Annotated in this window: 14 protein-coding genes; 9 read left to right on the top strand and 5 right to left on the bottom strand. The window is 74.1% G+C overall.

Going from position 1 to position 13,032, the window contains the following annotated elements; translation table 11 throughout:
- Positions 1-3: 3 nt before the first annotated feature.
- The 3 genes from BI06_RS31810 to BI06_RS54835 are packed head-to-tail and all read right to left on the bottom strand — an operon-like array spanning position 4 to position 2,448.
- Entirely contained in the window at positions 4-1,821 is a 1,818-nt protein-coding gene (locus BI06_RS31810) for a hypothetical protein (protein WP_043473999.1), read from the bottom strand.
- Positions 1,822-1,867: 46 nt separating this feature from the next.
- Complete coding sequence (locus tag BI06_RS31805) at positions 1,868-2,323, bottom strand: hypothetical protein (RefSeq protein ID WP_199523379.1); 456 nt, start codon at positions 2,321-2,323, stop codon at positions 1,868-1,870.
- A complete protein-coding gene (locus BI06_RS54835; protein ID WP_255360276.1) occupies positions 2,320-2,448 on the bottom strand; it encodes a hypothetical protein in 129 nt (42 codons plus the stop codon). The genes BI06_RS31805 and BI06_RS54835 overlap by 4 nt, the downstream gene beginning before the upstream one ends.
- Here BI06_RS54835 and rho point away from each other — a divergent pair.
- The 5 genes from rho (at position 2,447) to BI06_RS31780 (ending at position 7,419) form a co-directional block, all read left to right on the top strand.
- Positions 2,447-4,438, top strand: a complete 1,992-nt coding sequence (gene rho, locus BI06_RS31800) for a transcription termination factor Rho (protein WP_082558835.1) — start codon at positions 2,447-2,449, stop codon at positions 4,436-4,438. The two genes, BI06_RS54835 and rho, sit on opposite strands and share 2 nt — an antisense overlap.
- A gap of 112 nt (positions 4,439-4,550) precedes the next feature.
- On the top strand, positions 4,551-5,399 hold the full coding sequence (locus BI06_RS31795) for a hypothetical protein (RefSeq protein WP_233290369.1): 849 nt from the start codon (positions 4,551-4,553) through the stop codon (positions 5,397-5,399).
- A gap of 70 nt (positions 5,400-5,469) precedes the next feature.
- A complete protein-coding gene (locus tag BI06_RS31790; protein WP_043473997.1) occupies positions 5,470-6,477 on the top strand; it encodes an LD-carboxypeptidase in 1,008 nt (335 codons plus the stop codon).
- 138 nt (positions 6,478-6,615) lie between these two features.
- A complete protein-coding gene (locus BI06_RS31785) occupies positions 6,616-6,942 on the top strand; it encodes a hypothetical protein (protein ID WP_107113446.1) in 327 nt (108 codons plus the stop codon).
- 183 nt (positions 6,943-7,125) lie between these two features.
- Positions 7,126-7,419 (top strand): hypothetical protein, encoded by a 294-nt coding sequence (locus tag BI06_RS31780; protein WP_037782026.1) that lies wholly within the window; start codon positions 7,126-7,128, stop codon positions 7,417-7,419.
- A gap of 160 nt (positions 7,420-7,579) precedes the next feature.
- Here the strand turns inward: BI06_RS31780 and BI06_RS31775 are convergent, their stop codons facing one another.
- Positions 7,580-8,065, bottom strand: a complete 486-nt coding sequence (locus BI06_RS31775; RefSeq protein WP_043473995.1) for an SRPBCC family protein — start codon at positions 8,063-8,065, stop codon at positions 7,580-7,582.
- Between the two features lie 280 nt (positions 8,066-8,345).
- On the opposite strand from BI06_RS31775, the gene BI06_RS31770 reads away from it, so the two are divergent.
- The 4 genes from BI06_RS31770 (at position 8,346) to BI06_RS31755 (ending at position 12,167) form a co-directional block, all read left to right on the top strand.
- Positions 8,346-8,954 carry a VOC family protein gene (locus BI06_RS31770; RefSeq protein WP_043473993.1) on the top strand — a complete coding sequence of 203 codons (609 nt, stop codon included), beginning with the start codon at positions 8,346-8,348 and terminating at the stop codon, positions 8,952-8,954.
- A 73-nt stretch (positions 8,955-9,027) separates the two neighbouring features.
- The gene (locus tag BI06_RS55625; RefSeq protein ID WP_043473990.1) at positions 9,028-9,915 is read left to right on the top strand and encodes an AAA family ATPase; all 888 of its coding nucleotides are present in this window, start codon (positions 9,028-9,030) and stop codon (positions 9,913-9,915) included.
- A complete protein-coding gene (locus tag BI06_RS31760) occupies positions 9,912-10,982 on the top strand; it encodes an alpha/beta fold hydrolase (protein ID WP_043473987.1) in 1,071 nt (356 codons plus the stop codon). Before BI06_RS55625 ends, BI06_RS31760 begins: the two co-directional genes overlap by 4 nt.
- A gap of 153 nt (positions 10,983-11,135) precedes the next feature.
- On the top strand, positions 11,136-12,167 hold the full coding sequence (locus BI06_RS31755) for a polyprenyl synthetase family protein (RefSeq protein WP_082558818.1): 1,032 nt from the start codon (positions 11,136-11,138) through the stop codon (positions 12,165-12,167).
- A 43-nt stretch (positions 12,168-12,210) separates the two neighbouring features.
- Here the strand turns inward: BI06_RS31755 and BI06_RS31750 are convergent.
- Positions 12,211-13,032, bottom strand: an 822-nt coding sequence (locus BI06_RS31750; protein ID WP_043473986.1) for a helix-turn-helix transcriptional regulator, incomplete at its 5' end; no start/stop codon positions are given.

Raw genomic sequence — 13,032 nt, 5'->3', positions numbered from 1 at the left:
GGGTCAGACGATCGGCCGTGGCTCGTCGCCGCCCGCCGCGTCCGGCGGGTCGAGCAGCCAGGTCACCGGTCGGGCGGGGTCCGGGTCGTAACGGCAGGAGGCGCCGGTGTGGACCGTGTCGCGCAGCAGCCCGGCGAGCGTGCTGTCCCGCGCGGCGACGCGGTCGAGCGCGGACACGACGGCCTTGCGCACGGCGACCCTGGCGCGTTCGTCGGTGGAGCTGAAGCGGCGCGGCCTGCCGCCGAGACCGGTGGCCGCGCGCAGCTCGTGGAGCAGTGCTTCGCGTTCCAGCCGCAGCCGGTCGGTCCGGCCCCGGTCGGCCCAGGAAGCGGCGTCGTCCAGTTCGGCGTCGATGTCCCGCAGCCGGGCCCGGTAGGCGGCCAGGGCCTGCCGGTCGGCGATCTCCGCGGTCTCGGAGTCGACGACGGCGCCCATGACGGCGGTGCCGGCCCGGCCCGGGGCCGCCGCGGACAGTTCGAGCGCGCTCACCTCGACGCCGGGCCGGCCGAGCAGCGTGCGCAGGTGGTCCAGGCCCCTCAGACGGGGGAGCAGGAACGCCGAGCCCTCGTCGCCGACGAGCCAGCCGGACTCGTCGGCGGGGTGCAGATGGACGGTACGGGCCCGGGGCGCCGGTGTCGGAGCGGGTACGGCGAGCCGGTTCAGCCACCAGGTGGCGCCGATCCGCCGGTAGGCGGCCGCTGCGGCGCGGCGCGCGTCGGCCGCGCCGGGGAGGGCCAGGGCGGTCCCCACGAGGTGGAGGTAGTCGTCGACCACGCCGTGGAAGGTGACCGCGCCGCCGTTGAGCACGGCCCGGCCGGCGAACGGCGCCAGCAGGCGGGCGCCGTCGTCGGCGAGCTCGTCGCAGCGCAGCGCCGCCGCGACCTCGGTGAGGCAGGCGACGGTGAGCAGGAAGTCGACGTCACGCGTCACCGTCCCGAAGCCCGTACCGGCGAGCCGGTCGAGCAGCTGCCGCGCCCGCCCCTCCGCACCGGCGGCCAGCCAGAGCACGGAAGCCTCGGCCGACACGGACGGTACGCCCTCGGCGGCCCCGAACTCCTCGAAGGCCGCTGCCTCCCGGCGCAGCGCCCCGGTGTCCCCCGCGCGGCGGGCACGGGCGGCGCGGAGGTCGTGGACGACCGCCTCCAGGTCGGGTTCGGCGGCCCGGGCACCGAGCTCGCGGGTCCGGGCGAGGAGCCGGTCGGCCAGCTCGGTGTCGCCCTGGACGAGGGCGAGCGCGGCACGGCGCGAGGCGGCGAAGAAGGCGTGGCGCGGCCGCCCGGACTCCTCGGCGAGCGTGTCGAGCGCCCGCAGCTGGCGTTGCACGGCGACGAGGTCCAGGCACTCCCAGGCCGTGGTCAGCTGCCACAGGTGGCCGGTCAGCCGCGCCTCGGGATCCGTGAGGTGGGCCGTGGTGTCGGCCAGCCGGGCGGAGAGCGCGAGGCGCTCGGCGAAGTCGTCGGGCCCCCAGTGCGCGACCAGCGCGGCGTCCAGCGCCTCGGCGAGGACCTCGGGGTCGTCGAGGCCGTCCGCCAGGGCCACCGCCTCCTGGGCGAAGGCCGTCGCCCGGCGCGCGTTGCCGCCGTACACCCAGGCCCGGGCCAGGGCGGCGGCCAGCCGGCAGCGGCTCACCGGGGTGACGGCGGCCGCGTACGCCTCGTGGATCAGCGCCGGGACCCGCCCCGGATGGACGCCGAAGCGCTGGCCGGACGGAAGGTCGAGCGCGGCCGCGGCCATCAGCTCGGCGTCGCCCGTCTCCCGCGCCCGCTCGTAGGCCGCCGGCAGACCGCTCCGGGCCGCCGCCGGCGCCGGTTCGGCCTCCATACGCCGATCGTACGGCGGGAGCGTCGGCGGGCGCCGTTCGCGGTGTTCAGGCGCGCAGCAGCTCGACGCTCCGGGCGTGCTCGGCCACCCGGGCGCGGTCCCAGTCGCCGGTGCAGTAGACCGACAGCTCGCGGATCGATCCGTCCCGGACGTCGGCACGGAACAGCTCCCGGCAGTACCAGGGCTGCCCGTCCTGCTCCCACCGCTCCTCGACCTCCAGGACGAAGCCCGTCGTGGTGGCGTCGAACCGCGACCGCGGGACCCGGCCGGGGGCGGGGTGCCCGGCGCGCCGCAGGGCGAGCACGTCGTCGACGCCCCGGGCCTGCAGCCGCCAGCGGGGCATCGTGAAGTCGCAGAAGACGTCGGACGCGAACAGGCCGGCAGGCGGGACGCCGGTCTCCAGGAAGGCGACGAAGTCCTCGGCCAGGTCCCGTGCCCGGGCGGCGGTACCGGCGGTACCGGCGGTACCGGTGGTGCCGGCGGTGACGGGTGCCGTGCTCATCGCGCGCCTCCCTCGGCGGGGAAGGTCTCGAAGGAGACCGTCCAGTCGTCCAGTTCGACGTACCGGCCCTGGACCACCGGTGCGTCGACGAGCAGCGGAGCCTCGTCCTTGCGGGTGCGCGGCATGATGACCTCCGGTTTCTCGAAGCGGTCACCCCGAAGGCGTGAGATCCCGCCGTCACAATGTGACCTCACCGACGTGCCTGGCACGCCGGTGGGCCCGGCACGGCGGGCGGCCCACCGGGCCGACGCCGGGTCGCATTCGCGAATTCCGGGACGCCGCGGCCACCCATGGTGCTACCCTGCATACAGGCGATGCTGGAAGCCCACCCCTCGGGGTGCGGGAACCAGGCGCCACTGCACAGCCGAGCCCCTTGTCGTGGCCGGCCAGGACACCGGCATATCGAAGCAGCTCCAACGCTCCGTTCCCGGCACATCCGCAGCAGCTGAGAGCGCTCGCCCCGGGCATTCTCCGGGCGCACCCGCGCCGACGCGACAGCGACCGCCGACGCCACCCGCACCGACCGTTCCACGGTCGTGCCGAGGCCGATTCGCCCGCCGTCCCGCGTACCCCGACCGGATTCCGGCCGAACCGCGGTCCCGCTCCGCGCACCTGACCGGCCGCTCACGGCCGCCGAGCCACCGCACCCTCCGCACCACATTCTTCGCACCACACCCTTACACCCCACAGGAGTACCTGCTCGTGACGACCACCACCGAACCGACCACCACCACGCCGCTGGACGGCCTGCTGAAGGCCGACCTGCACCAACTCGCCTCCGCGCTGGGCATCCAGGGCGCCGCCCGCCTGCGCAAGAGCGAACTCGTCGAGGTGATCACCTCCACGCGCTCCACCGTCCGCCCGCCGGCCGAAGTGGCCCGGCCCGCACAGCCGGCGCGCGCCCGCTCCGACGGACCGGCGCAGCCGGACACCGCCGCCGCGAGCGACCTCCTTCCCGTCGCCGGAGTGCTGGACATCCGCGAGGGCAACGCCGTGCTGCGGACCTCCGGTTACCTCCCCGGTCCCACCGACGTGCACCTGCCCGCCGGCCAGGTGCGCGCACTCGGCCTGCGGACCGGCGATGTCCTGACCGGCGCGGTCCGCCCCGGCGTCAACCGCTCCGGCGAGGCCCGCTCCGGCGCCACCCGTCCCCGCGCGGGCGCCGCCCGCCCGCAGCTGGCCCGGGTCGACACGGTCAACGGCAACCCCGCCGAGGAGTCCCGGCCCCGCCCGGCGTTCCACGAACTGACCCCGCTGTACCCGCACCGGCAGCTGCGCCTGGAGACCGAGAGCGACCCGCGGCAGCTGACGGGCCGTGTCATCGATCTGGTGGCGCCGATCGGCAAGGGTCAGCGCGGCCTGATCGTCGCGCCGCCGAAGGCGGGCAAGACCCTCGTCCTGCAGTCGATCGCGGAGGCGATCGCCCGCAACCACCCCGAGGCGCACCTGATGGTCGTCCTGGTCGACGAGCGCCCGGAGGAGGTCACCGACATGCGCCGCTCGGTCAAGGGCGAGGTCATCGCCTCCACCTTCGACCGGCCCGCCCGCGAGCACATCGCGCTGGCCGAACTCGCCATCGAGCGGGCCAAGCGCCTGGTCGAACTCGGCCACGACGTGGTCGTCCTGCTCGACTCCCTCACCCGCCTCGCCCGCGCCCACAACGCCACCGCCCCCGCCAACGGGCGGACCCTCAGCGGCGGCCTCGACGCGAGCGTCCTGCAGCACCCGAAGCGGCTCTTCGGCGCGGCGCGCAGCATCGAGAACGGCGGCTCGCTGACCATCCTGGCCACCGCCCTCGTCGACACCGGCTCCCGGATGGACGACCTGATCTTCGAAGAGTTCAAGAGCACCGGCAACATGGAGCTCCGCCTCGACCGCCGCCTCGCCGACCGGCGCGTCTTCCCGGCCGTCGACGTCAGGGCCTCCGGCACCCGCCGCGAGGAACTCCTCCTCGGCCCCGCCCGCACCCCCGCCACCTGGGCGCTGCGCCGGGCCCTGGGCGGCCTCGACACCCAGCAGGCCACCGAACTCCTCCTGGACCGCGTGAAGCGCACCCGCGGCAACGCCGACCTCCTGCGCCAGGTGGTCACCAACTCCCCGTCCCACCAGGTCTGATCCGGAGCACGGCCGCTTTCCGCCGCCGCCCGCTCCGGTCCGCCGAGTCGGGTCCTGGACGGATCTTCATCACCGTGTCACTGCGCCGCGGCTGTACGGGTACCCTGCCGGAATGCCGTACGAGCTCAACGCCGTCATCGGACCTTTCGACCTGCTCAGGAGCCGGACCGCCGGGATCCGGGAAGCAGTGGTCGCCCCGCTCCGGCAGTCCATGGGGCTGGTGCCCGTCACCGAGGAACTCCTTGCGGAACTGACCGGCCCACCCACCGGCCTGGACGGCACCGGGCCCGAGTGCCGACCCCTCGGGGCGCTGTTCCCGGCCTTCGGACGCATCCCGAGCCGGACGTCGAGCGGGACCTTGGACGGCTGGGCCCCGGAGAGGTCGATCGCCCACGTGGAGGCCGACTTCCACGGCGGACACGGACACCAGGCCGCGGTCGTGTACGGTCCCGGGGCGAAGGTGTGGGGGCCGGTCCGCGACGCGGACTTCACCGGTCCACGGGAGGAGTGGCCGATCAATGCCGCGCTCGCGCTGCTCGGTGTCGTTCCGGACGGTGCGGGCGGTGCGGAGGAAGCGGACCACCAGGACCTGTTCCTGGCGGTGGGGCTCGGCCGGGAACAGGACACGGCCGGTTGGCACTCGCTCGGCCTGAGCGCACGCCGGGCGGCGAACTACGAGGAGTGGTACGAGGAACAGGCGGCGGAGACCGCCAGAACCGCGCGTGCCGCTGCGGAGTTCGAGCGACTTCGGCCGCTCCCGGACGTCGCGGCAGCGCTGAACGGCAAGGAGATCATGGACCTGCTGGGCCTGCCACCGGGGCCGCAGATCGGCGCGGCAACGCGCCACCTGCAGGACCTTCATCTCGAACGCGGCCCGCTGGCAAGGGAGGAGGCCGTGACTCTGCTGCGGGACTGGGCCCTGGGCCAGGTGGTCGCCGATTCCCCGTCCCGCCGGACCTGAACGCAGAGAGCCGGTCGGCGGTCGGCGAAACCCGGGTGACTCCGACCGGACTCCGGTCGAAACTGACGCCATGACTCGTTCCGCACCGGCGCGACTGCTCCGACCGCGTGCGCTGAAGCCCGGGGACCTCGTGGTCATCGCCTCGCTGTCCGGTCCGTTGCCCGCCGCCCACGAGCCCAACATCGAGCGGACGGTGGCCGTGTTCGAGCGGATGGGATTCCGGGTGCGCCGGGCGCCGCTGCTCGAAGCAGGGCGCCGCCACTGGTGGAGCGCGGCCACCCCGGCGGAGATCGCGGGGGAGCTCAACGGTCTGCTGCGCGATCCCGAGGTGCGCGCGATCGTCGCGAGTGACGGCGGCCAGACGGTGTTCGGCTACCTCGACCTGATCGACATCGGGGCGATCAGGGCCGACCCCAAGCCGATCCTCGGCTACAGCGACATCTCGCTGCTGCACCTGGCGCTCCACGCGCGCACGGGTCTTGTCGGGTTCCACGCCGACATGGCCGTCCCCGGCTTCGGCGGGCACTGGCAGTCCGCCCCGGCGGCGCGTCGGGCCGAACTCGAAGCCCTCTACTTCAGGTTGCTGACCGGCACCGAGGAGGTCGGTGCGCTGCCAACGAGCCCGTTGTGGGAGTGCTGGCGCCCCGGCCGGGCCGAGGGCCCGCTGATCGGCGGGGCGATCAACCGCATCGTGCTGGCGCAGGCGACGCCTTTCGCGCTGCCGCTCGAACGCTTCGACGGCGCCGTGCTCTTCTGGGAGGAGATGGGCGGCCTGGCATCGTACGTGTGGAGCTACCTCCAGGTGATGCGGCACTCCGGCATCCTCGACCGGATCGCCGGCATGGTCGTCGGCGTCCCGCGCGAGATCGGCGGACTCGAACCCGGAGCGTCCCCTACCCTGCCCGAAATCGTGCTCGACGCCCTCGGCGACCGTGACATCCCGGTCCTGGGCAACGTCGAGTTCGGTCACGCCGGCCCCAACCTGCCATTGCCGCTGGGCATCCGCGTCGGCCTCGACGCGCAGCGCCGGACGTTGTCGCTGCTCGAACCGGCGGTGGCGCCGCACACGACGGCGTGACCGGGTGAAATCGTTCGAGAAGCATTCGTCGTCGTGCGAGCATGGGCCGCATGACGACGAACCGAGGCCGTGCCGCGTAGACGGCCGGCGGTCCTCCGAACCAGCCCCCCGCCGCACCGGACAGGGGCTTCGAGGCCCGTGATCGACGGTGTCTCCTCGCGGGCGCTCCTCGAGGTCGACCGCCTCGAACGCACCCGGAACTACCTGCAGCCGGGGGACGTCACCGCTGCCGTGCGTGTATGGAGGGAGCACGTCCACCGCTCCGAGCGCCAGCTGCGGCACGACTACGAGTGGGGCAACGTGCACTGGTACTGCTGCGGCAACCCCTTGGAGGCTCGCGCTCTCCTCGAAACGGCGATGAATGTGATGTCGCCCCGGGCGGCCCGCGAACTCCGGGAGATCATCGACAAGCTCGACGCCGTCCACCGCATCCCCCTGCCGCCGTACGGCAGCGACGCAGGTTGAACCACAGGCCGAGGCCGACCACGGTGCCGTGAAGCCACGAAGGGGCTGAGGCGTGCTGACCACCGCGCACCCGCCGTAGGTGCCTCCGGAGAGTCCGGAGGGCCCCACGGAGGGCTTTCGATGTCCCGAACTGTCCGCACGACTCCCGACCGACTCCGCGTCCGGAAGGGTGCAGGGGAGTCCATGTCCCTGTACGACCTGCGTTACTCGCACGCGGAGCTGGCCCGGGCCGCCCGTGAGGGGCGCCGCCCTGCCCCGGCGAGGACGCTGCGCCGGACCACCACCTGGCAGTGGATCATGCTTCACTGCAGGGGAGACTCGTTCTCCGTCGAGATCGCCACGGCCGAGGGCCGCGCCCGGCTCCGGGGTCGGCTCGCCGCCCAGCGGATCTGCGGACTCCACCGCGCCGGCCACGAGGTCGAGGGCGAGGACATGGCGCCGGTCCGTCACCGTCATGGTGTGCTCTGGAACGCCTGACAGCGGGGCGGAACCCCAGGACGGACCCGAACGGTGGGCCTCCTGCCGCGCCGGGTCCTGCCTGGCCGGTACCCCCGGCCAGGCGCCGGGGCGTTCCCCGGGCCCGCCGTCCGGCCGAGGGCGCGCCGGGTGTCGGTCCGGGCGTCGGTGCGGAGGTTGGTCAGCGGGTGTGCCGGGTGGTGGGTTCGGGCCGGTCGTGGGGCGGGACCGAGCGGGCCTCGACGGCCTTCACCGTGTTCCTCAGCGCCTTCGCCAGCACACCCTTGCCCACACTGCCCAGGAGCAGGCCGGTGAGGCGTCCCCGGAGGTTCTTGCCTTCGCGCACCACCACGGCGTCCAGCCGCGTCGTGCCGTCCGGCAGGGGCGTGAAGGTGTACGTGTGCCCGGAGGCGCCGCCCCAGATGTTGGAGTCGACGGTGGTCATCACCACCCGGTGCGGGTCGGACCAGTCGTAGTGCAGCCGCTCCCAGATACCGCCCGAGCCCTCGGTGACGTCGGCGCGGTCGGTGCCCCTCGTGTGGACCTTCAGGTACTCGTCCGCGCTGTTGCCGAACAGTTCCCGGCGGCCCGGACCGAAGTCGGTGAGGCAGGCCACGAACTGTTCCGGTGTCGCGTGCGTCCGCTCGGTGAGGTGGATGGTGGCCACGGTGTGTTCTCGTGCTCCTCGGGTCGGGGCGGGTCGATTCGGACCGCGTCGATTCGGGCCGGGTCGGACCGGTGATTGCTGGACCCAGGTTGCCGGGCGGCGCCCTCCCGTCGAGCCCGTGTCGCACCCTGGTCCACCTGCCCCGGGGCCCTGGCCGGGGACCCGGGGGACACGGGCCAGGGTCCCCACCAGGGTCCGTCCCTGGGGCGACGGGCCGGGTGCTCCCGGGATCGTTGTCGGCGGGTGCCGGGCGGCACCCGCCGATGCGAAGGAGCAGCAGATGACGGTGGATCTCAGGATCGAGGTCGTGGTCGTTCCGGTCTCGGACGTGGACCGGGCCAAGGCGTTCTGGACGCGGATCGGTTTCCGCGAGGACGTCGACTTCTCCGGTCCCGGGGGCTTCCGGGTCGTGCACCTGACGCCGCCCGGCTCGGCCGCGTCGATCGTCGTCGGCAGCGGCGTCACCGACGCGGAGCCGGGGTCGGAACGGGGCGTGCACCTGGTCGTGGACGACGTCGTGGCGGCCCGCGCCGAGCTCCTCGCCCGCGGCGTCGACGTCGGCGAGGTGTTCCACGACGCCGGCGGTGTCTTCCACCACGCCGGCACTGCCGGCCGGGTACCGGGGCCGCATCCGACCCGGCAGTCCTACGGCTCCTTCGCCACCTTCGCCGACCCGGACGGCAACACCTTCGTCCTCCAGGAGGTGACGGCCCGACGGCCGGGTCGGATCACCCAGGTGGTGTACCGCTCGGTGGCGGAGGTCGAGCAGGCGTTGCGCGACGCGGCGCTCGCCCACGGCGAGTACAAGGCGCGGCTCGGCCACCACGATCCGGACTGGCCGTCGTGGTACGCCGCGCACATGGCCCGTGCCGCCGGTCTGGGCGGTTGACACCCGGTGGCGGAGTCCGGTCACCGGGCCGGGCGCGCGGGATCCGATCGACGGCGGACGGCGGAGGAGACCGGTGCCGAAGGAGAAGGAGAACGAGAAGAAGGGCGCGGGTGCCCGGCCGGTGGAGCGGGAGCGTGCGCACGCCGAGCTCGCGGCGCTGGCGCGGAGCACGGCGGGTCGGGCCCTCGTGCTCCGCGGGGCCCCGGGCGTCGGCCGGACGTCCCTCCTGGGTCGCGCCGCCGCCGTGGCGGAGCGGGAGGGGCACCGCGTCGTGCGGGTCAGCGGGGTCGAGGCGGAGTCCGGGCTGCCCCACGCCGGACTGCACCAACTGCTCCATCCGCTGCTCGGCGAGGCCGCACGGTTGGACGAGGAGACCCGCGCCGTGTTCGACGCCGTCTTCGGCCGGGCCGAGGGCGACCGGCCCTCGGTCGTGCGACTGGGCATCGCGGTACTCCGGCTGCTGTCGCGGACGGCGGTGCGGCAGCCGCTGCTGCTGGTCGTGGACGACGGGCAGTGGCTGGACGACTCCAGCGCCGACGTCCTCGGCTTCGTGGGGCGGCGCCTGGCCGGCAGCCGGGTGCGGCTGCTGGTCGCGGTCCGGGCCGACGTGGCGTCACGGTTCGACACCGCCGCACTGCCCGGGTGGACCGTCGCCGTCCGCCGGGGCACCGTCCTCGCCGACGCGGACGCCACGTACCCGCCGGACCACGCCGCGGTGCCCGTCGCCGCCCCGTTGACCTGGCAGGAGCGCCGGGTCGCGGACCTGGCGGCCGGAGGCCTGACCAACAAGGAGATCGGCCGGCGCATGCACCTGTCGCCGCGCACCGTCGGCTCGCACCTCTACCGCGTCTTCCCGAAGCTGGGCATCACCAGCCGGGCGGCGCTGCGCGACGCCCTGAACCGGACCACGACCGTCGGGGCACACCAGCAGGTTCCAGTTCCTAGGAAGGATCGAACATGATCAACAGGCGTACGTTCTCCAAGGCGGTCGGTCTCGGCATGGGCGCCGCAGCCGTGCCCACCGGCGCCGTCGCCGCCGACCGCTCCGGACGCCCGGCCGCCCCGGCCGAGGTGCCGGTCCTGACCGAAGTACCCGCTCCGACCGAAGTACCCGCCCCGGCCCGCACGTTCGGCAGGCTGAAGCAGGTCCGCGCGGGTGTGCTCGACATCGGCTACGCCGAGGCGGGTCCGGCGCACGGCCCCGTGGCGGTCTGCCTGCACGGCTGGCCGTACGACATCCACAGCTACGTCGACATGGCCCCGCTGCTGGCCGAGGCCGGCTACCGGGTGATCGTCCCGTACCTGCGGGGCCACGGCACCACCACCTTCCGCTCGCCGACCGAGGTCCGCAACGCGCAGCAGTCCGCGGTCGCGCTCGACGTCGTCGCCCTGCTGGACGCGCTGGGGATCCGCAGGGCGGTCCTGGCCGGGTTCGACTGGGGCTCGCGGACGGCTGACATCGTCGCGGCGCTGTGGCCGGAGCGGGTCAGGGCCCTGGTGTCGGTGAGCGGGTACCTCGTCACCGACGTCCGGGCGCAGCAGAACCCCCTGCCGCCGAAGGCCGAGCACACCTGGTGGTACCAGTACTACTTCGCCACCGACCGCGGCCGCCGGGCCCTGGAGAACCCGCAGTACCGCCGCGAGCTGGCCCGGGCGGTCTGGGCGGAGGCCTCGCCGACCTGGGCGTTCGACGACGCGACCTTCGAACGCACCGCCGCCGCCTTCGACAACCCGGACTACGCCGCGATCGTCACCCACAACTACCGCTGGCGGCTGGGGCTGGCCGCTGGCGAACCCCGCTACGACCGCTACGAGCAACGGCTCGCGGACCGGCCCACCATCGGCGTGCCGACCATCACGCTGGACCCCGGGCTCGATCCCTTCCTGGCCTCCACCGACGGACTCGGGTACCGGAAGTTCTTCACCGGCGCGTACGAGCACCGGGTGCTCGACGGCGTCGGGCACAACGCACCCCAGGAGGCCCCGGCGGCGTTCGCGCGCGCCGTGCTGGACGCCGACCGGCTGTGACGGGACCTCGGACATGTGCCCACCCGTGAACAGCCCGGCGAGAGAACCCAATAACCGTCACGGCAAGCACCGTTGCGGTAATAGTGTCTCCGTACCTTGATCTTCGAATCTTCGAACGAATTCAAGAGCCCGGGCATTCACACGGAGGACACCATGACGGCAAGCGCATCCAGTTGGAGTTCGGACGCCGTGCTGCGGCGGCTGCGAGGCACGGGCGAGGGGCTGATCGGCTCGGACGGTCCCGGCGCGGCCGCCGACCGTGCGATGGGACGGGCCCTGACCGGCTTCCTGGACCGGATCGCCGGGCGCGGCTCGGGGCCGGCGGTGGACGGAATCGTCGCGCTGCCGTTCCTGGTGCACGGGACGCACTCCGGCGACCCGGCGCCGGCCGAGCCGGCGGCGGTGGCGCACGTGCTGTGGTGGGTCTCGGCGCGCTACGTGGACGACCTGTCCGACGCCGGGCCCCGGTCGTCCGCCGCGGCCGACACGGGCAGTGCGGACCAGGATCTGCTCGCCGTGATCGGGATCGCCTGCCACCTGGCGGCCGAGGTGCTCGACGAGGGATGCCGCGACGACCCGGAGCGGGCGCTGCGGCTGCGCCAGGAGCTGTCGCGCGCCTGGCACCGGGGGATAGCCGGGCAGCTCGTGGACCTCACGGCGACCGCGGCGACGGCGACCGCCGACGAGGTCATGGCCGGCTACCTGGGCAAGACCGGTGCCCCGTACGCCATGGCCGCGGCGATGGGCGCGGTGCTGGCCGGGTGCGACGGGGCGCGCGTGGACGCGTGGCGGGACTTCGGCGCGCGTTTCGGCGTGCTGCGGCAACTGGTCAACGACCAGCGGGACATCGCCTCGGGACGGTACGAGGACCTTCGCAACGGGACTGCCACCTTCATGGTGGTGCAGTACCTGCAGTCGCTGTCCGAGCCGGAGCGCACGGCGGCGGAGAAGCTGCTCGTCGGGTGCGCGGACTCCCCGGCGGCCCGGGAGGAGTTCGCGGCGCAGCTGACCGAGCCGAGCCGGCTGCGGGCGTTCGCGGCGGTGGTCAGGCCGCTGATCGACGGGCTGCACACGAGTATCGACGAGGCCGGCGGGGTGGGCGAGTACGTCGCTGGGCTGCACGGCCTGGTCGATCAGACGGTGAACCTGTACCCGGAGTACCTGCTGGGTGCCCGGGACCGATAGCCGGGACCGGGGCGGCTGTAGGACCTGCCGGGCCGGAGCGTGGTCACCGCCCGCCGGACAGCGCCCCGTCGAGCTCGCGGCGGGAGGCGATCCCCAGCCTGACGAAGACCTTGCGCAGGTGCCACTCGACCGTCCGGGGGCTGATGAACAACTGGGCCCCGATCTCCGCGTTCGAGTGCCCGGCGACCACGAGCCGGGCGATCTGGGTCTCCTGCGGCGTCAGGGCCGGTGCGTCGACGGCCCGGCGGCGGACGGTCTCGCCGGTGGCGAGCAGTTCCCGCCGGGCCCGCTCCGCGAACGCCTCCATGCCCATCGCCGTGGTGGCCCCGTGCGCCGTCCGCAGCTCGGTACGGGCCTCGGCCCGCCGGTTGCGGCGGCGCAGCCACTCGCCGTACAGGAGCCGGGTCCGGGCCTCGAACACCCGGAGCCCGCCCCGGTCGTAGTGCTCGATCGCGTCCCGGTAGCGGTCCTCGGCGTGCTCCTCGGGACCGGTCAGGGCGTCGGCGACCGCCGCCGCGCCGCGTGCCCAGGGGGTGCCGGCCAGGCTCCGGTCGGCCAGCCGCTCCCGTGCCTCGCGCGCCTGTGCCTGCGCGTCGGGGCCGCCGACGCGGGTCGCCGCCTCGACCAGTTCCAGGCAGGTCCAGTGGTGCACGGCGAGGTCCTGGTACTCCAGGCCCCGCTGTGCGGCGTCCAGCGCGAGCGGATAGTTGCCCAGGCCGTTGTGGAGCACCGCCCGCGCGTACGCGGCCACGGCGATCGACCGGCCCAGGCCGCGCCGCTCGCCCTCCCGTTCCAGTGTCTCCAGCGCCTCCAGGGCCGAGCGCTCCCGCCCCTGACAGGCACTGAGCAGTCCCGTCGCGGCCAG

The sequence above is a fragment of the Kitasatospora sp. MBT66 genome (assembly GCF_000710405.2).
GTDB lineage: Bacteria > Actinomycetota > Actinomycetes > Streptomycetales > Streptomycetaceae > Kitasatospora > Kitasatospora purpeofusca.
The sequence above is the reverse complement of the archived record's forward strand: the minus strand, read 5'-3'. Positions and strand labels throughout refer to the sequence as shown.

Bases quoted from the DNA above. Each gene is read 5' to 3' on its own strand.
- BI06_RS31755 (WP_082558818.1), top strand. From the start codon at position 11,136: ATGACGGCAAGCGCATCCAGTTGGAGTTCGGACGCCGTGCTGCGGCGG.
- rho (WP_082558835.1), top strand. From the start codon at position 2,447: ATGATGACCTCCGGTTTCTCGAAGCGGTCACCCCGAAGGCGTGAGATC.
- BI06_RS31805 (WP_199523379.1), bottom strand. From the start codon at position 2,323: ATGAGCACGGCACCCGTCACCGCCGGCACCACCGGTACCGCCGGTACC.
- BI06_RS31810 (WP_043473999.1), bottom strand. From the start codon at position 1,821: ATGGAGGCCGAACCGGCGCCGGCGGCGGCCCGGAGCGGTCTGCCGGCG.
- BI06_RS31795 (WP_233290369.1), top strand. From the start codon at position 4,551: ATGCCGTACGAGCTCAACGCCGTCATCGGACCTTTCGACCTGCTCAGG.
- BI06_RS31780 (WP_037782026.1), top strand. From the start codon at position 7,126: ATGTCCCTGTACGACCTGCGTTACTCGCACGCGGAGCTGGCCCGGGCC.
- BI06_RS54835 (WP_255360276.1), bottom strand. From the start codon at position 2,448: ATGCCGCGCACCCGCAAGGACGAGGCTCCGCTGCTCGTCGACGCACCG.
- BI06_RS31790 (WP_043473997.1), top strand. From the start codon at position 5,470: ATGACTCGTTCCGCACCGGCGCGACTGCTCCGACCGCGTGCGCTGAAG.
- BI06_RS31770 (WP_043473993.1), top strand. From the start codon at position 8,346: ATGACGGTGGATCTCAGGATCGAGGTCGTGGTCGTTCCGGTCTCGGAC.
- BI06_RS31760 (WP_043473987.1), top strand. From the start codon at position 9,912: ATGATCAACAGGCGTACGTTCTCCAAGGCGGTCGGTCTCGGCATGGGC.